This window comes from Pseudomonas hormoni (assembly GCF_018502625.1).
Lineage (GTDB): Bacteria > Pseudomonadota > Gammaproteobacteria > Pseudomonadales > Pseudomonadaceae > Aquipseudomonas > Aquipseudomonas hormoni.
On record NZ_CP075566.1, the window covers coordinates 1,076,597 to 1,094,376 of the forward strand.

The 17,780-nt window shown below is 58.1% G+C and carries 14 protein-coding genes; 10 read left to right on the plus strand and 4 right to left on the minus strand.

From position 1 onward, the window contains the following. Positions 1-144: 144 nt before the first annotated feature. Positions 145-933, minus strand: a complete 789-nt coding sequence (locus tag KJF94_RS05010) for an MlaA family lipoprotein (protein WP_214381616.1) — start codon at positions 931-933, stop codon at positions 145-147. Beyond that, positions 926-2,224, minus strand: a complete 1,299-nt coding sequence (locus KJF94_RS05015; protein ID WP_214381618.1) for a serine/threonine protein kinase — start codon at positions 2,222-2,224, stop codon at positions 926-928. The genes KJF94_RS05010 and KJF94_RS05015 overlap by 8 nt, the downstream gene beginning before the upstream one ends. 227 nt (positions 2,225-2,451) lie before the next feature. On the opposite strand from KJF94_RS05015, the gene KJF94_RS05020 reads away from it, so the two are divergent. Further along, positions 2,452-2,820 carry a hypothetical protein gene (locus KJF94_RS05020; protein WP_214381619.1) on the plus strand — a complete coding sequence of 123 codons (369 nt, stop codon included), beginning with the start codon at positions 2,452-2,454 and terminating at the stop codon, positions 2,818-2,820. A gap of 125 nt (positions 2,821-2,945) precedes the next feature. Here KJF94_RS05020 and KJF94_RS05025 read toward each other — a convergent pair whose 3' ends face one another. Continuing rightward, complete coding sequence (locus KJF94_RS05025; RefSeq protein ID WP_250548221.1) at positions 2,946-4,499, minus strand: glycoside hydrolase family 17 protein; 1,554 nt, start codon at positions 4,497-4,499, stop codon at positions 2,946-2,948. Positions 4,500-4,842: 343 nt separating this feature from the next. Here KJF94_RS05025 and KJF94_RS05030 point away from each other — a divergent pair, with 343 nt between their 5' ends. The 3 genes from KJF94_RS05030 to KJF94_RS05040 all read left to right on the plus strand — a co-directional run bounded on the left by KJF94_RS05030 (position 4,843) and on the right by KJF94_RS05040 (position 7,854). Further along, positions 4,843-5,694: a glycine betaine ABC transporter substrate-binding protein gene (locus tag KJF94_RS05030; RefSeq protein ID WP_008039894.1), complete on the plus strand. Its 852-nt coding sequence runs from the start codon at positions 4,843-4,845 to the stop codon at positions 5,692-5,694. 193 nt (positions 5,695-5,887) lie between these two features. After that, positions 5,888-6,199: a DUF485 domain-containing protein gene (locus tag KJF94_RS05035; RefSeq protein WP_214381621.1), complete on the plus strand. Its 312-nt coding sequence runs from the start codon at positions 5,888-5,890 to the stop codon at positions 6,197-6,199. Next, positions 6,196-7,854, plus strand: coding sequence for a cation acetate symporter (locus tag KJF94_RS05040; RefSeq protein ID WP_214381622.1), 1,659 nt, complete (start codon positions 6,196-6,198; stop codon positions 7,852-7,854). Before KJF94_RS05035 ends, KJF94_RS05040 begins: the two co-directional genes overlap by 4 nt. 680 nt (positions 7,855-8,534) lie before the next feature. On the opposite strand, the gene gltA is transcribed toward KJF94_RS05040, so the two are convergent. Then, complete coding sequence (gene gltA / locus KJF94_RS05045) at positions 8,535-9,824, minus strand: citrate synthase (RefSeq protein ID WP_084322328.1); 1,290 nt, start codon at positions 9,822-9,824, stop codon at positions 8,535-8,537. Positions 9,825-10,173: 349 nt separating this feature from the next. Between gltA and sdhC the strand changes: the two genes are divergently transcribed. The 6 genes from sdhC to odhB all read left to right on the plus strand — a co-directional run bounded on the left by sdhC (position 10,174) and on the right by odhB (position 17,777). Then, the gene (sdhC, locus tag KJF94_RS05050; RefSeq protein ID WP_214381623.1) at positions 10,174-10,560 is read left to right on the plus strand and encodes a succinate dehydrogenase, cytochrome b556 subunit; all 387 of its coding nucleotides are present in this window, start codon (positions 10,174-10,176) and stop codon (positions 10,558-10,560) included. Continuing rightward, on the plus strand, positions 10,554-10,922 hold the full coding sequence (gene sdhD / locus KJF94_RS05055; RefSeq protein ID WP_007977503.1) for a succinate dehydrogenase, hydrophobic membrane anchor protein: 369 nt from the start codon (positions 10,554-10,556) through the stop codon (positions 10,920-10,922). Before sdhC ends, sdhD begins: the two co-directional genes overlap by 7 nt. Before the next feature lie 3 nt (positions 10,923-10,925). Next, positions 10,926-12,701 carry a succinate dehydrogenase flavoprotein subunit gene (gene sdhA, locus KJF94_RS05060; RefSeq protein WP_027922415.1) on the plus strand — a complete coding sequence of 592 codons (1,776 nt, stop codon included), beginning with the start codon at positions 10,926-10,928 and terminating at the stop codon, positions 12,699-12,701. 11 nt (positions 12,702-12,712) lie between these two features. Continuing rightward, on the plus strand, positions 12,713-13,417 hold the full coding sequence (locus tag KJF94_RS05065) for a succinate dehydrogenase iron-sulfur subunit (protein ID WP_157711726.1): 705 nt from the start codon (positions 12,713-12,715) through the stop codon (positions 13,415-13,417). 262 nt (positions 13,418-13,679) lie between these two features. Beyond that, a complete protein-coding gene (locus KJF94_RS05070; protein WP_214381625.1) occupies positions 13,680-16,511 on the plus strand; it encodes a 2-oxoglutarate dehydrogenase E1 component in 2,832 nt (943 codons plus the stop codon). Positions 16,512-16,553: 42 nt separating this feature from the next. Further along, complete coding sequence (gene odhB, locus KJF94_RS05075; RefSeq protein ID WP_214381627.1) at positions 16,554-17,777, plus strand: 2-oxoglutarate dehydrogenase complex dihydrolipoyllysine-residue succinyltransferase; 1,224 nt, start codon at positions 16,554-16,556, stop codon at positions 17,775-17,777. Positions 17,778-17,780 lie beyond the last annotated feature (3 nt).

A 17,780-nucleotide genomic window follows, 5' to 3' on the forward strand; every position in this document is an offset into this window, starting at 1 on the left:
CGGTGTGTCAGTCGGCATAAATGTTGGCTGTGCTGGCCTCATCGCTAGCAGGCTAGCTCCCACATGGGATTTGTGGTGTTGGAAAAAACGCATGAAAAAGGCCATTCGACTCCCATCGAATGGCCTTTTTTGTTGCTGCCGGAATTACTCGGCAATCTGCAACTTACGCGACTCGGTGTACACGTAGCGGACCTTCTCGTACTCGAACGGCGAGTTCAGCTGGCCATAGCGGAAGCCGGTCTGGTTGCGCTTGTCGATGCTGCGCAGGACCCACACTTCAGGGTGATTGGAGCTGACTTCGGCGACGTTCAGGAAGTTGATTGCGTTCTCGGCGGTGAAGTCCACGGCCAGGCCGCCGGTGTCGCGGATGTTCGACGGGCCGAGGATCGGCAACACGAAGTAGGCGCCGCCCGGGACGCCGTAGAAACCGAGCGTCTGGCCGAAGTCTTCGCTCTGGCGCGGCAGGCCCATGGCGGTGGCCGGGTCCCACAGGCCGGCGATGCCGATGGTGGTGTTGAGCAGCAGGCGCGCGGTGGTTTCCATCGAACGCTTGCCCTTGAACTGCAGCAGGCTGTTCATCAGGTTCGGCACATCACCGAGGTTGTTGAAGAAGTTGCTGACGCCGGTGCGCAGGAAGCTTGGCGTGATGTAGCGATAGCCGTCGACCACTGGCAGGAATACCCATTCGTCGAAGCGGTAATTGAAGTGATACACCCGGCGGTTCCACTCTTCCAGCGGGTCGTACACGTTCAGTGCGTTGAGGCTGGAGCGTTCGAATTCGCGCTGATCCAGGCCCGGGTTGAATTTGAGTTTGCTCAACGGCTCCTTGAAACCGTCATTGTCGATGACCACCGGCGCGTTGGCTTTGCTGTTGTCGGCATTGGCGACGCCTGCACAGAGTAACGCTGCGATAAGCAGGAGGTATTTAGCCACGGAAGAACTCCAGCATGGCGTCGCTGTTGACGCGGTAGTTAAGGTTGCCGCAATGGCCGCCCAGTGGATAAACGGTCAAGCGATCGCCGAAGGTCCTGCGCAGGAAACCGAGGTCGCCGGGACCGAGGATCACATCGTCGGCGTTATGCATGACCGCGATTTTCGGGCTGTCGTGCAGGTAATCCTTCAAAGCGTACAGGCTGACCTGGTCGATCAGTTGCAGCAGGCTGCCGCCGTCGGTGCGCGCGCGCCACATCGGGATTACCTGTTCGGTGATGTAGCAGTCGAAGTCGCACTGCAGCGCACGCTTGAGATACGGCGTGAGGCTGGTGCCTTCTGTAATGGGGGTTTTTGGGGGAGTGATCAGGCCGCGACGGTTGATCAGGTCCGAAGTAAAGGCGATGTCGGCGGCCGAGAAGCGGAACGAGGTGCCGATGAGCATGGCCATCTGTTCGTTGCTCAGGTGCTGCTTGGACTGCTGGAAGTCATAGAGCAGGGCATCGTTGAGGTCGATGTAGCCTTTTTGCTGGAAGTAGCGGGTCAGTTTGTCCAGCACCAGCTCATAGAACGTGGTGGTGTTGTTGATGCCCTTGACCTCTGTCTGGACGAGTCTGTCCAGGTTGGTAATCGAGGTGTAGAGGTTGACCGGCGGGTTGAGCAGCAAGACTTTCTTGAAATTGAAACTGCGGCGGGTTTCGTCCAGGTGCGCGACGAATGCGGCGTCCAGTGCACCCAGGCTGTAACCGGTCAGGTAGTAATCGGTGACGGCCACTTTCGGGTTTTGTGCCCGCACGGCCTGCATCACCCGGTACATGTCTTCGGCGTCATCCTTGGTGATACCGGGTGTGGCAAAGCGAGAGGCGGCGCTCATGAAGTCGAAGCTGGTCGGCGACGACAGTTGCACCACGTGGTAGCCGGCCTTGTAGTAGAGCTTTTTCAGGTATTCGTTGAGGCTGCTGTCATAGCGCGCGCCAGTGCCGGCGATCAGGAAGATCAGCGGTGCGGCTTTATCCTGGGTGGCGATGCGATAGGTCAGTTTCTTTACAGGCCAGAAGTTGTCCGGCAATTCGAACTCACGCTCCGGGCGCAACGTGACGGTGCGGGTTTCCTGGTCGATGTCATCGTCCAGCGGCAATTCCGGACGCAGGTCCGGCGGTGTCGTCGCAATGGTCGCCTCGAACGGATTGGTCAAGGGGTAGCCATAACTGGCGGCGTCGATATCGACCGCCAGTGCGGACGCACTCAAAATAAGGCCGCCAAACAGGGCGGCGAAGCGCAAGGAACGGAGCATGACTAGATCCCTTAGAGAGAAAGGTGCCGGATGAAGTTCGCAGGCTATGACCACAGGGGTTGCGCCAAAGTGCCATGCATCGGCACCAAACAGGCCTAATTTCGGAGTAATGGTAGCTGGGAAGATACACTTTGCAGCGAATGACTGCCCAGTTAACTGTTGTTAACGCTTGCGTCAGGCTGTCGGCAGATTAAGCTGGCCGCCGTTTTCGCTTATTGGAGTGCCATATGTCCCGCCGTCTGCCCGTGATTCTGCTGCTTGTCTTGCTGCCTTTATGGCTGGCCGCCAGTTATGGCGCGCGTTATGGCTTCATGGAGGATGCGCAGTGGGTCGGTCTCTGCGTCGACGATGCGAGTCGCTGGGAATGCGTGGTTCGTTCCAACCTGGGCCTGATGATTCATTTTCAGGTGTTGGGCTGGGCGGCCCTGGCGGCAGCGGTGATCGGCTTTGTGTTGCCGGGCCGGGCAGGGTGGTGGTTGGCGGTGCTGGCGCTGGTGTTCGGGTTTCCGGCGCTGGCGTTGTACAACACGACGATGGCGGTGTTTGCGATGGTGATTGCGGGGTTGCGGTTGGTCAGAGCGTCTCGTAGCGCCTGATAGTCCGTCATCGCGAGCAGGCTCGCTCCCACAGTAGATCCTCAGTGAACACACATTCTGTGTTCGACGGAGATCAAATGTGGGAGCGAGCCTGCTCGCGAAAGGGCCATCAGCTGCGCTGAAGATCAGCCCTTGCGAACACGCAAACTGCGCCACAACGCCGCCACCATCAACACACTAACCAGAGCCCAGCCCCAGGCCTGCTGGTTCTGCAAACCTTCGCGATACAACTGCGGCGCAATGCCGGCACCGATGATGAAGGTCAGCAAGGCAATCTCTCGACGTGGCACGCTTACCGGACGGCACAGGTAAACCAGCGCCGGCAGGATGAACGCGACACTCGGGAAGCTGCGATAACGTGGATCGAACACCAGCTCCAGCATCATCACCGCCGCCGCAAAACCTGCCACGGCCAGCAACCAGCCCGCCCGGCGTTCCAGCACAGTGAAGGCTTGCCCACGCCAGCCCGTGCGAGCACTCAACGTCAGCGCTGCATGCGCCAACACCAACAGATTCAAACCCGTCAGCAGCGCGACCCACAACCACTCACTGGCAAACCGCGTGGTCACCCGCGCCAGATCGCCCCACGCGCCAATCGAGCAGGCCGCCAGCGCGCCCAGCAGTGGCAGAATCAGTGCCGCGCGAGTGCTGCGTACGCGTCCGCCAAGGATCAACGTACCGAGAAAAATCACTCCCCCCACCGCCAGCCATTGCGACCAGTACGGCACGTTCGACACCGGACCCGCCAGCACGCCCTTGTCCTGGCGATCAGCATCAAACAGCCCCCAGTAACCACCGACCGCACCCTCACTGGCGCGTTTCCAGGGCTGGTCGAAGGCTTCGATCAGGTTGTAATGCCAGCCTTCCTGTTCAGCGATGATGACGAATGCGCGAATGAACTTGGCTTCATTGACCCGGCTCGGCAGGGCGGTTTCGCGCTGACGGCCTTCGCTTGGCCAGCCGGTTTCGCCAATCATCACGTCTTTGGGCGCGAATTTGTTGCCGAACACCTGACGCACTTCGCGAACATGCTGCAGCGCGGCGTCGATGTTCGAAGGCTCATCCTCCCAGTACGGCAGTAAGTGGATGGTCAGGAAGTCCACCGCCGGGGCGATTTCCGGGTGTTTGAGCCAGAACTCCCAGACGTCGGCATAAGTGACAGGCTGCTTGACCTGGCTTTTGACCTTGTTGATCAACCTGGCCAGCTGCGTGCCGGTGATTTCCTTGCGCAACAGGGTTTCGTTGCCGACGATCACCGACGTCACCACGTCCGGGTTGGCGTTGGCGGAGGCAATCAGCAGGTCGACTTCTTTCTCGGTGTCCACCGGATTGCTGTTGACCCAGGCGCCGATCATCAACTTCAAGCCATGCTTGCGCGCCAGATCGGGCAAGGCCTCGAGGCCGGTCATGGAATAGGTGCGGATGCATTCGAAGCGGGTGGCCAGCAGGGCGAGGTCGGCGTCCATGCGCTCGGGGCGCAACTTGAACGGCTGATCAAACGGCGATTGATCTTTGTCGAATGGGGTGTAGGAGGCGCATTGCAGCTTGTGCGTCGCGCTGGCCACGTCCGGCAGAATCACCGGTTTGCCGAGTCCGTACCAAAAACCGCCGAGGGCAAAAAGCCCCAGCAGGCAGGCAAATAAATAAGCAAAAAAAGGAAAGCGTGATGTCGCGGGCATGGTCAGGCCGTCTGGGAGCAAAGCCGCGCATGTTACCTGCAATTGCCCCACGCTTGGTGGCCTGCATGATTTTGACATGCAAAGTTCGGGCGGATCGGCGGGAGCATCAGAGGTGGTCGTGATTAATGGCTTTCTGATGTCGTTTCTCGATGCCTTGAGGTCGCAGACAGCACAGGTTCCGGTTGGCGTCAGGTTGATTATCGAGGCGTCAGTACCCTCGTTGATAAATCGCGCTGATGATCGAACGAGTTTGCGGTGAGGCGTGATGGGGGCGCTGTGCACCATAACAATACGTTGACGCGACTCGGCATCCGTCGAGCGCAGCACTTTCGGGGAAGTAACGATGAAGATGCGACGACTTTTAGGCGCAGGTGCCGCTCTGGTGCTTGCGATTGGCTCCACCATGGCCAATGCCGAGAGCAAAACCCTGAGCATCGGTTACGTTGACGGCTGGTCCGACAGCGTCGCGACCACCCACGTGGCGGCCGAAGTGATCAAGCAGAAACTGGGTTATGACGTGAAGCTGCAAGCCGTCGCGACCGGGATCATGTGGCAGGGCGTGGCCACTGGCAAACTCGACGCCATGCTGTCCGCCTGGCTGCCGGTGACTCACGGTGAATATTGGACCAAAAACAAGGACCAGGTCGTCGACTACGGCCCGAACTTCAAGGACGCGAAAATTGGCTTGATCGTGCCTGAGTACGTCAAGGCTAAAACCCTTGATGACCTGAAAACCGACGACAGCTTCAAAAAACGTATCGTCGGCATCGACGCCGGTTCGGGTGTGATGCTCAAGACCGAGCAGGCCATCAAGGACTACGACCTGACCGGTTACCAACTCAAGGCCAGTTCCGGCGCCGGCATGATTGCCGAGCTGACCCGTGCCGAGAAGAAAAACGAATCCATTGCCGTCACCGGTTGGGTGCCGCACTGGATGTTCGCCAAGTGGAAACTGCGCTTCCTGGAAGACCCGAAAGGCGTTTATGGCGCGGCTGAAACCGTGAACAGCATCGGCAGCAAAGAGCTGGCCACCAAGGCGCCGGAAGTGGCCAAATTCCTGAAGAACTTCCAGTGGGCGTCGAAAGACGAAATCGGCGAAGTCATGCTGGCGATTCAGGACGGTGCCAAACCTGAAGCCGCCGCAAAGGATTGGGTCGCCAAGCATCCGGAGCGCGTTGCGGACTGGACCAAATAATCTGAGCTGACGCGTTTGGTCAGCACCTCTAAAGGCCCCTTGGCACAAATGCCAAGGGGCCTTTTATTTTCTGCATGCTGGAAAATGGCGATTCTGTCATGTCGTTCTAATACTAAGGTCGTCTGGAACCAGTTCCGCAGCCGCATAAAGTGGATCACGTTGCAACTTCATCTGTGCTGCGAGGATAAAAACAATGAACGACAGCATTTACCTCTCGATTCAAAACAGCCCGCGCTTCAAGGAGCTGGTTAGTAAGCGAGAAAGGTTCGCCTGGATTCTTTCGGCGATCATGCTTGGGCTTTACTCCGGATTCATCCTTTTGATCGCTTACGGGCCGCATATTCTGGGCGCGAAAATCAGCCCTGAGTCATCGATAACCTGGGGCATACCGATCGGTGTCGGGCTGATTCTTTCGGCTTTCATCCTGACCGGGATCTACGTGCGACGCGCCAATGGCGAATTCGACGACCTGAACAATGCGATTCTCAAGGAGGCTCAGCAATGATCCGGCGTCTAATGGCTTTATTGAGCATCGCAGTGTTCGCACCGGGTGCCTGGGCGGCTGACGCCTTGACCGGTGCAGTGACCAAACAACCGCTGAACGTCGCCGCGATCCTGATGTTCGTGGTCTTCGTCGGCGCGACTTTGTGTATCACTTACTGGGCCTCCAAGAAAAACAAATCGGCGGCCGACTACTATGCGGCGGGTGGCAAGATCACCGGCTTTCAGAACGGTCTGGCGATTGCCGGTGACTACATGTCCGCGGCGTCCTTCCTGGGTATTTCCGCGCTGGTGTTCACCTCCGGCTACGACGGCCTGATCTACTCGATCGGCTTCCTGGTGGGCTGGCCGATCATTCTGTTCCTGATCGCCGAGCGTCTGCGTAACCTGGGTAAATACACCTTTGCCGACGTGGCGTCCTACCGCCTCGGGCAAACCCAGATTCGCTCGTTGTCCGCTTGCGGTTCGCTGGTGGTGGTGGCGTTCTACCTGATCGCGCAAATGGTCGGTGCCGGCAAGCTGATCCAGCTGCTGTTCGGTCTCGACTACCACGTTGCGGTGATCCTGGTCGGTATCCTGATGTGCATGTACGTGTTGTTCGGCGGCATGCTGGCGACCACCTGGGTGCAGATCATCAAGGCTGTGCTGTTGCTGTCCGGTGCCTCGTTCATGGCGCTGATGGTGATGAAGCACGTCAACTTCGATTTCAACGCACTGTTCTCCGAGGCGATCAAGGTTCACCCTAAAGGTGAAGCGATCATGAGCCCGGGCGGTCTGGTGAAAGATCCGATCTCTGCGTTCTCCCTGGGACTGGCGCTGATGTTCGGTACCGCTGGCCTGCCACACATCCTGATGCGCTTCTTCACTGTGAGTGACGCAAAAGAAGCTCGCAAGAGCGTGCTGTACGCAACCGGCTTCATTGGTTACTTCTACATCCTGACCTTCATCATTGGCTTCGGCGCGATCCTGCTGGTCAGCACCAACCCGGCCTTCAAAGATGCGGCGGGTGCGCTGTTGGGCGGCAACAACATGGCAGCGGTGCACCTGGCCAACGCGGTCGGTGGCAGTATCTTCCTGGGCTTCATCTCGGCGGTAGCGTTCGCGACCATTCTGGCGGTGGTTGCCGGTCTGACCCTGGCCGGTGCTTCGGCGGTGTCCCATGACCTGTATGCCAGCGTGATCAAGAAAGGCAAGGCGAACGAGAAGGACGAGATCCGTGTCTCGAAAATCACCACCATCGCCCTGGCGGTGCTGGCGATCGGTCTGGGCATTCTGTTCGAAAGCCAGAACATCGCGTTCATGGTGGGCCTGGCGTTCTCCATCGCGGCGAGCTGTAACTTCCCGGTGCTGCTGCTTTCCATGTACTGGAAGAAGCTGACCACGCGCGGTGCGATGATTGGTGGCTGGTTGGGTCTGGTCAGTGCCGTGGGCTTGATGGTCCTCGGGCCAACCATCTGGGTGCAGATCCTGCATCACGAGAAGGCTATCTTCCCGTATGAGTACCCGGCGCTGTTCTCGATGATCATTGCGTTTGTGGGGATCTGGTTCTTCTCGATCACTGATAAGTCGACTGCTGCGGATAATGAGCGGGCGTTGTTTTTCCCGCAGTTTGTTCGTTCGCAGACTGGTTTGGGGGCGAGTGGGGCGGTTTCGCACTAAGGCTTCGAGATTGTTTGTGTAAGTTGGGTTGAATAGAAATGCCCCGGTCGAGAGATCGGGGCATTTTTTATTGTGCGGTTATCGCCCTTTGTAGGAGCGAGACCGGCTTGCCGGCGAAGGCGGCCTGACAGCCGACCTGTCTGTTTGTTGACCGAGTCCATATCCATTCCTGCGGTAACGGCCGCTGGCGGTTTCGCCCTTACGGCGACTCACTTTTTTTTCAAACGCCAAAAAAAGTAAGCAAAAAAAGGCTCGCCCCGAGCGTCCGGCCCCTCGCTCAGGCTCGGCGTTCCTTCGCTCCGGTATTCATCCGGGGGCATCGCCCTCCGGTTGGCTTCGCTGGCACCTACATGCGATGAGTTCGACTGCGTCGAACGACGCTGCGCGCCACTCCCCGGATGAACACCTCCACTCAGCCTCCCGAAGGGGCGGGTGGATCAAGATCAAGAGCTGCAGGCGAGCTGCATTAGCGAGGCACCGAACGAAAGGGGCAAAAGCCCTTGGTTACTTGGGGCTTTTCCAAGTAACCCGCTGTAAAAGCGGAACCGCCAGCCGCCGTTACCGAAGAAACGGATATACCCCGATCAAAGTGGCAACCAAACCCGGCACAAACAAAAACGGCCCCTATATAAATAGAGGCCGTTCCCGATACAACTCAAGACGTTATCGCAAGACAGGTCTTATTTGCGGTCTTCCAGCTTGGTGATATCACGCGACTCGTAGCCGGTGTACAACTGGCGCGGACGGCCAATTTTGTACGGGCTGGAGAGCATTTCTTTCCAGTGGGAGATCCAGCCGACAGTCCGCGCCAAAGCGAAGATCACCGTGAACATGCTGGTTGGAATGCCGATCGCCTTGAGGATGATCCCCGAGTAGAAGTCGACGTTCGGGTACAACGAGCGCTCGATGAAGTACGGATCGGTCAGGGCGATCTCTTCCAGGCGCATGGCCAGTTCGAGTTGCGGATCGTTGGTGATGCCCAGTTCCTTCAGCACTTCGTCGCAGGTTTGCTTCATCACGGTGGCCCGTGGATCGCGGTTTTTGTAAACCCGGTGACCGAAGCCCATCAGCTTGAACGGATCGTTCTTGTCCTTGGCCTTGGCGATGTACTTGTCGATGTTCGAAACATCGCCAATTTCATCGAGCATGGTCAGAACAGCTTCGTTCGCGCCGCCGTGGGCAGGGCCCCACAGTGCAGCGATGCCGGCGGCGATACAGGCGAACGGGTTGGCACCCGAAGAACCGGCCAGGCGCACGGTGGATGTCGATGCGTTCTGCTCGTGGTCGGCATGGAGGATGAAGATCCGGTCCATGGCCTTGGCGAGTACCGGGCTGATCGGTTTGATCTCGCACGGGGTGTTGAACATCATGTGCAGGAAGTTTTCCGCGTACGACAGGTCGTTGCGCGGGTACATCATGGGTTGGCCCATGGAGTACTTGTAAACCATCGCTGCCAGGGTCGGCATCTTGGCAACCAGACGGATCGCGGAGATTTCGCGATGCTGCGGGTTATTGATGTCGAGGGAGTCGTGGTAGAAGGCCGAGAGGGCGCCGACTACGCCGCACATGACGGCCATCGGGTGGGCGTCGCGACGGAAGCCGTTGAAGAACGTCTTCAGCTGCTCGTGAACCATGGTGTGGTTTTTCACGGTGCTGACGAACTGGGCCTTCTGTTCTGCGGTCGGCAATTCGCCGTTGAGCAGCAGATAGCAGGTTTCCAGGTAGTCCGACTTTTCAGCCAGCTGTTCGATCGGGTAGCCGCGGTGCAACAGAATGCCGTTGTCGCCGTCGATATAGGTGATCTTCGACTCGCAGGAAGCTGTCGACATGAAACCAGGGTCAAACGTGAAACGGCCCGTGGCCGTCAGGCCCCGAACATCGATAACATCGGGACCAACGGTGCCGGTTAAAATGGGCAGCTCGACGGGGGCTGCGCCCTCGATGATCAACTGCGCTTTTTTGTCAGCCATGTGGCCTCCTATTTATGCTTGAAATCATCAGACAGACCCCCCACGCAGGGCCCGCACCACTATAGTGAGATAAATTCGAATGTCAATTTGCCTAAAGTCTTGCTCCAGAAGGCTTTAACCGGACTTTTTCCTCGAAATTGACTGCCATTTACGCCTTTTATCCAACTTGTGCAATGAGCTATTAGGGGAAGGCGAACGCGTTGTCATTAGTAGCCTAACTGTCTATACTCGGCCACCGACCGCCAGGGGCTTTTGGGCCTGCTTTATTGGGGGTCGCATCCCTGGGTGGTGGTTACCTGACCAGTGCACTCCCCAACAACTTTGCCCTGATTGTTAGGGGCTCTTCAGTGTGAAAAAAGCCGTGAAAAGCCAACGACCTGTAAACCTAGACCTAAGGACCATCAAACTCCCCATCACCGGCGTTACGTCGTTTCTTCACCGTGTTTCCGGCATCATCCTCTTCCTGGGCCTTGGCTTCATGCTGTATGCATTGAGCAAATCCCTGGGTTCCGAGGAAGGTTTTGCCGACGTGAAGGCAACCTTGACCAGCCCTCTGGCCAAGTTCGTAGCATGGGGCCTCCTGTCCGCTCTTCTGTATCACCTGGTAGCCGGTGTGCGCCATTTGATCATGGACATGGGCATCGGTGAGACGCTGGAAGGCGGCCGCCTGGGCTCGAAAATTATCATCGCCGTTTCCGTGGTGTTGATCGTTCTGGCAGGAGTTTGGATATGGTAACCAGCGTTACGAACCTTTCGCGTTCGGGCCTCTATGACTGGATGGCACAGCGTGTGTCTGCGGTTGTTCTCGCGGCTTATTTCATCTTCCTGATCGGATATCTCGCAGCGAATCCGGGCATCGGCTACGACCAATGGCATGGCCTGTTCGCTCACAACGGGATGCGTATCTTCAGTCTGCTGGCCCTTGTAGCCCTGGGCGCTCACGCCTGGGTCGGCATGTGGACCATCGCGACCGACTACCTGACGCCGATGGCGCTGGGCAAGTCCGCGACTGCAGTACGTTTCCTTTTCCAGGCAGTATGCGGCGTTGCGATGTTCGCTTACTTCGTCTGGGGTGTGCAGATTCTCTGGGGTATCTGATTCATGTCTACTACAGTTAATACGCTTTCGTTCGACGCCATCATCATTGGCGGCGGCGGTGCCGGCATGCGCGCTGCGCTGCAACTGGCACAAGGTGGTCACAAGACTGCCGTAGTTACCAAGGTTTTCCCGACTCGTTCGCACACTGTATCCGCCCAGGGTGGCATCACCTGCGCCATCGCTTCGGCAGACCCGAACGATGACTGGCGCTGGCACATGTACGATACCGTCAAGGGTTCCGACTATATCGGTGACCAGGACGCTATCGAATACATGTGTTCCGTAGGCCCGGAAGCGGTCTTCGAACTCGAGCACATGGGTTTGCCGTTCTCCCGTACCGAACAGGGCCGCATCTATCAGCGTCCGTTCGGCGGTCAGTCGAAAGACTTCGGCAAGGGTGGCCAGGCTGCCCGTACCTGCGCCGCTGCCGACCGTACCGGTCACGCACTGCTGCACACCCTGTACCAGGCCAACCTGAAGGCCGGCACCGTATTCCTCAATGAATACTATGGCGTCGACCTGGTGAAGAACGAAGACGGTGCCTTTGTCGGCATGATCGTCATCTGCATCGAAACCGGCGAAACCTCGTACGTCCGCGCTAACGCCACCGTTCTGGCGACTGGCGGTGCAGGCCGTATCTACTCGTCCACCACCAATGCCCTGATCAACACCGGTGACGGCGTCGGCATGGCTCTGCGTGCTGGCGTGCCGGTACAAGACATTGAAATGTGGCAGTTCCACCCGACCGGCATCGCCGGCGCCGGTGTACTGGTTACAGAAGGCTGCCGCGGTGAAGGCGGCTACCTGATCAACAAGCACGGCGAGCGTTTCATGGAGCGTTATGCTCCGAACGCCAAAGACCTGGCGGGTCGTGACGTTGTTGCTCGTTCGATGGTTAAAGAAATCATCGCCGGCAACGGTTGCGGTCCGGATGGCGACCACGTAATGCTGAAACTCGATCACCTCGGTGAAGAAGTTCTGCACAGCCGTCTGCCAGGCATCATGGAACTGTCCAAGACTTTCGCTCACGTCGATCCAGCCGTGGCGCCAATTCCGGTCGTTCCAACCTGCCACTATATGATGGGCGGCGTTGCCACCAACATTCATGGTCAGGCAATCACTCAAGACGCTGACGGCAAGGACCAGATCATTCCTGGCCTGTTCGCCGTAGGTGAAGTGGCGTGCGTATCGGTTCACGGTGCCAACCGTCTGGGCGGCAACTCGCTGCTCGACCTGGTGGTATTCGGCCGTGCCGCTGGCCTGTTCCTGGAGCAGACCCTGAAAGAAGGCGTTGATTACGCCCGCCCTCGCCAGTCTGACATCGACGCTGCCCTGGCACGTCTCGATGGCCTGAACTCGCGCACCGAAGGCGAAGACGTCGCTACTCTGCGTAAAGAGCTGCAAAGCTGCATGCAGAACTACTTCGGTGTATTCCGTACCGGCGAATACATGCAGAAGGGTATTGCTCAGCTGGCTGATCTGCGTGGCCGTATCGCCAACGTCAAGATCAACGACAAGAGCCAGGCATTCAACACGGCTCGTATCGAAGCCCTGGAACTGCAAAACCTGCTGGAAGTGGCCGAAGCCACCGCCATCGCTGCAGAGATCCGCAAAGAGTCCCGCGGCGCTCACGCCCGTGAAGACTACGAAGATCGCGACGACGAAAACTGGCTGTGCCACACCCTGTACTTCCCGGGTGACAAGCGCGTGACCAAGCGTGCTGTGAACTTCTCGCCGAAGACTGTTCCGACTTTTGAACCTAAGATTCGGACTTATTAAGGGTGGCCGCCATGTTGCAAGTCAGTGTTTATCGCTACAACCCTGATCAGGACGCTGCGCCGTTCATGCAGGAATTCCAGGTCGATACCGGTGGTAAAGACCTGATGGTGCTGGACGTGCTGGCCCTGATTAAAGAGCAGGACGAAGGTTTCTCCTATCGTCGCTCTTGCCGTGAAGGCGTTTGCGGTTCCGACGGCATGAACATCAACGGCAAAAACGGTCTGGCGTGCGTCACGCCGCTGTCTTCTGTCGTAAAAGGTAACAAGCTGATCGTTCGTCCGCTGCCAGGTTTGCCGGTTATCCGTGACCTGGTCGTCGATATGAGCATCTTCTACAAGCAATACGAGAAGGTTAAGCCATTCCTGCAGAACGACACGCCGGCTCCGGCCATCGAGCGTCTGCAGACTCCGGAAGAGCGTGAAAAGCTCGATGGTCTGTACGAGTGCATCCTGTGCGCTTGCTGCTCGACCTCTTGCCCGTCCTTCTGGTGGAACCCGGACAAGTTCCTGGGTCCAGCTGCTCTGCTGCAAGCGTACCGCTTCCTGGCAGACAGCCGCGACACCAAGACTGCCGAGCGTCTGGCTTCACTGGATGACCCGTTCAGCGTATTCCGCTGCCGTGGGATCATGAACTGCGTCAACGTCTGTCCGAAAGGCCTGAACCCGACTAAGGCCATCGGTCACGTACGTAACATGTTGCTGCAAAGCGGCGTGTGATTCAGCTGCTGTACCCGTAGGACCGCTGTACCCGTAGATGCTACGGCGCAGGCTTCAACCGGCGCCGTAGTTTTAACCTGAGCAGCAGCTCACAAAGCTGCCGCTCTTATTTTGAAGAAATGAGACAAGCAGGGGCATCCGGGCTGGTACCCGGACTATCAGCGTGATCCTAAGTGGCTTGTTTTGGTCGCTGCATTCGGACTTCTGCAAGTTTGCTCGGTGTCGACGCCGGTGGTGTTCCCCTAACCGAGGGTGACCAAGCATGCAAGAAAGCGTGATGCAGCGCATGTGGAACAGTGCCCACCTTTCAGGTGGAAACGCTGCCTATGTGGAAGAGCTTTATGAGCTCTACCTGCACGACCCTAACGCTGTGCCAGAAGAGTGGCGCACCTACTTTCAGAAGTTGCCGACTGACGGCAACTCTGCCACCGATGTTTCGCACTCCACAATTCGCGATCATTTCGTCTTGCTGGCAAAGAACCAGCGCCGCGCACAACCGGTTTCCGCCGGCAGCGTGAGCAGTGAGCACGAGAAGAAGCAAGTTGAAGTGCTGCGATTGATCCAGGCCTACCGTATGCGTGGCCACCAGGCAGCCCAGCTTGACCCGCTGGGGCTGTGGCAGCGTCCTGCACCTGCAGACCTGTCGATCAATCATTACGGCTTGACCAATGCCGATCTTGATACGACCTTCCGTGCCGGGGACCTGTTCATCGGCAAAGAGGAGGCGAGCCTACGCGAAATTCACGAAGCGTTGCAGCAGACATATTGCCGCACCATCGGCGCTGAATTCACGCATATCACCGATTCCGAGCAGCGCCAGTGGTTCCAGCAGCGTCTGGAAAGCGTGCGTGGTCGTCCGACGTACTCCGCCGACATCAAGAGCCACCTGCTCGAGCGTGTCACTGCCGGTGAAGGCCTGGAAAAATACCTGGGCACCAAATACCCGGGCACCAAGCGTTTCGGTCTGGAAGGCGGCGAGAGCCTGATTCCGATGCTCGACGAGCTGATCCAGCGTTCCGGTTCCTACGGGACCAAGGAAATCGTCATCGGCATGGCCCACCGTGGCCGTCTGAACGTGCTGGTCAACACCTTCGGCAAGAACCCGCGCGAGCTGTTCGACGAGTTCGAAGGCAAGAAGAAGGTCGAGCTGGGTTCCGGTGACGTTAAATATCACCAGGGCTTCTCGTCCAACGTGATGACTACCGGTGGTGAAGTTCACCTCGCCATGGCGTTCAACCCGTCCCACCTGGAAATCGTATCTCCAGTGGTCGAAGGTTCGGTTCGCGCCCGTCAGGATCGTCGTAACGACCCTACCGGCGAGAAGGTTCTGCCGATTTCCATCCACGGTGACGCGGCATTCGCCGGTCAGGGCGTGGTCATGGAAACCTTCCAGATGTCGCAGACCCGCGGTTTCAAGACCGGCGGCACTGTACACATCGTGATCAACAACCAGGTCGGTTTCACCATCAGCAACCCGCTGGACTCGCGTTCCACCGAGTACGCGACCGACGTTGCGAAGATGATCCAGGCGCCGATCCTCCATGTGAATGGTGATGATCCGGAAGCCGTATTGTTCGTGACCCAGCTGGCCATCGACTACCGCATGCAGTTCAAGCGTGACGTGGTGATCGACCTGGTCTGCTACCGTCGTCGCGGCCACAACGAGGCCGACGAGCCAAGTGGCACCCAGCCGATCATGTATCAGCAGATCACCAAACAGCGCACCACCCGTGAGCTGTATGCCGATCGTCTGACCCAGGGCGGTGTACTCGACGCAGAGCGTGTTCAGGCGAAAGTCGACGAATACCGCAACGCGCTGGACAACGGTCTGCATGTTGTAAAAAGCCTGGTCAAAGAGCCGAACAAAGAGTTGTTCGTGGACTGGCGTCCGTATCTGGGTCATGCCTGGACCGCGCGTCACGACACGCGTTTCGATCTGAAAACCTTGCAGGAACTGTCTGCCAAGCTGCTGGAAATTCCAGAAGGCTTCGTGGTTCAGCGCCAGGTCTCGAAGATCTACGAAGACCGTCAGAAAATGCAAGCGGGCGGCCTGCCGATCAACTGGGGTTACGCCGAAACCATGGCGTACGCGACCCTGGCGTTCGAAGGTCACCCGATTCGCATGACGGGTCAGGACATCGGTCGTGGTACGTTCTCGCACCGTCACGCTGTCTTGCACAACCAGAAAGACGCGGGTACCTATGTCCCGCTGCAAAACCTGTACAACGGCCAGCCACGTTTCGACCTGTACGATTCGTTCCTGTCCGAAGAAGCCGTGCTGGCGTTCGAATACGGTTACTCGACCACCACGCCTGAAGCGCTGGTGATCTGGGAAGCCCAGTTCGGCGATTTCGCCAACGGTGCCCAGGTGGTTATCGACCAGTTCATCACCAGCGGCGAGCACAAGTGGGGCCGTCTCTGCGGTCTGACCATGTTGCTGCCGCACGGCTATGAAGGTCAGGGTCCGGAGCACTCTTCGGCTCGTCTGGAGCGTTACCTGCAGCTGTGCGCCGAGCACAACATTCAGGTAGCCGTACCGACTACGCCGGCTCAGATCTACCACTTGCTGCGTCGTCAGGTGATTCGCCCGCTGCGCAAGCCGTTGATCGTCCTGACTCCGAAGTCGCTGCTGCGTCACAAACTGGCCATCTCGACACTGGAAGATCTGGCGGAAGGTTCGTTCCAGACCGTTATCCCGGAAATCGATGCCCTGGACCCGAAAAAGGTCGAGCGCGTTGTTCTGTGTAGCGGCAAGGTCTACTACGACCTGCTGGAAAAACGCCGTGCCGAAGGTCGTGATGACATCGCCATCGTGCGTATCGAGCAGCTGTACCCATTCCCTGAGGACGACTTGAACGAAGTCCTGGCTCCTTACACCAACCTCAAACATATCGTTTGGTGTCAGGAAGAGCCGATGAACCAGGGTGCCTGGTACTGCAGCCAACACCACATGCGCCGCATCGTTGGCAATCACAACAAGTCGCTCGTACTCGAATACGCCGGCCGTGATGCTTCTGCTGCACCTGCTTGTGGTTATGCATCGATGCACGCTGAGCAGCAGGAAAAACTGCTGCAAGACGCCTTTACTGTTTAACGCCTTCGCGCACCTGAAACCGAATTTAAGGACCCACAGATAATGGCTATCGAAATCAAAGCCCCCACTTTCCCGGAATCGGTTGCCGATGGCACCGTTGCCACCTGGCACAAAAAACCGGGCGACGCTGTAAAGCGTGATGACCTGATCGTCGACATCGAAACCGACAAGGTTGTGCTGGAAGTGTTGGCGACTGCTGACGGCGTGCTGGGCGCTATCGTCAAGAACGAAGGCGACACCGTTCTGTCCGACGAAGTCCTGGGCTCCATCGAAACGGGCGGCGCTGCTGCCGCTGCTCCGGCTGCCGCTGCTGCTCCGGCCGCGGCACAGGCTGCTGCTCCAGCCGCCGAAGGCGAAGACGATCCTGTTGCTGCACCGGCTGCTCGCAAGCTGGCTGAAGAAAACGGCATCAACATCGCTTCCGTTGCCGGCACCGGCAAAGGCGGTCGTGTGACCAAGGAAGACGTGGTCGCTGCTGTTGCCGCGAAGAAAGCCGCTCCGGCTGCCGCACCTGCCAAGGCTGCTGCTCCTGCTGCTTCCGCTCCCGTGTTCGCCGCTGGCGACCGCATCGAGAAGCGCGTACCGATGACCCGCGTTCGCGCTACCGTGGCCAAGCGTCTGGTAGAAGCTCAATCGAACATGGCGATGCTGACCACGTTCAACGAAGTCGACATGACCGAAGTCATGGCCCTGCGTTCGAAGTACAAGGACCTGTTCGAGAAGTCCCACAACGGCGTACGCCTGGGCTTCATGTCGTTCTTCGTGAAAGCGGCCACCGAAGCGCTGAAACGCTTCCCGGCTGTCAACGCGTCGATCGACGGTTCCGACATCGTTTACCACGGCTACGCTGACGTCGGTGTCGCTGTTTCCAGCGACCGCGGTCTGGTTGTACCGGTTCTGCGTAACGCCGAACTGATGAGCCTGGCTGAAATCGAAGGCGGCATCGCCACCTTCGGCAAGAAGGCTCGCGACGGCAAACTGTCGATGGACGAAATGACCGGCGGTACGTTCACCATCACCAACGGTGGTACCTTCGGTTCGATGATGTCGACTCCGATCGTCAACCCGCCGCAAGCGGCAATCCTGGGCATGCACAACATTCTGCAGCGTCCGATGGCGATCAACGGTCAGGTCGTGATCCGTCCGATGATGTACCTGGCTCTGTCCTACGATCACCGTCTGATCGATGGCAAAGAAGCTGTGACCTTCCTGGTTACCATCAAGAACCTGCTGGAAGACCCGGCTCGTTTGCTGCTGGATATCTGATTT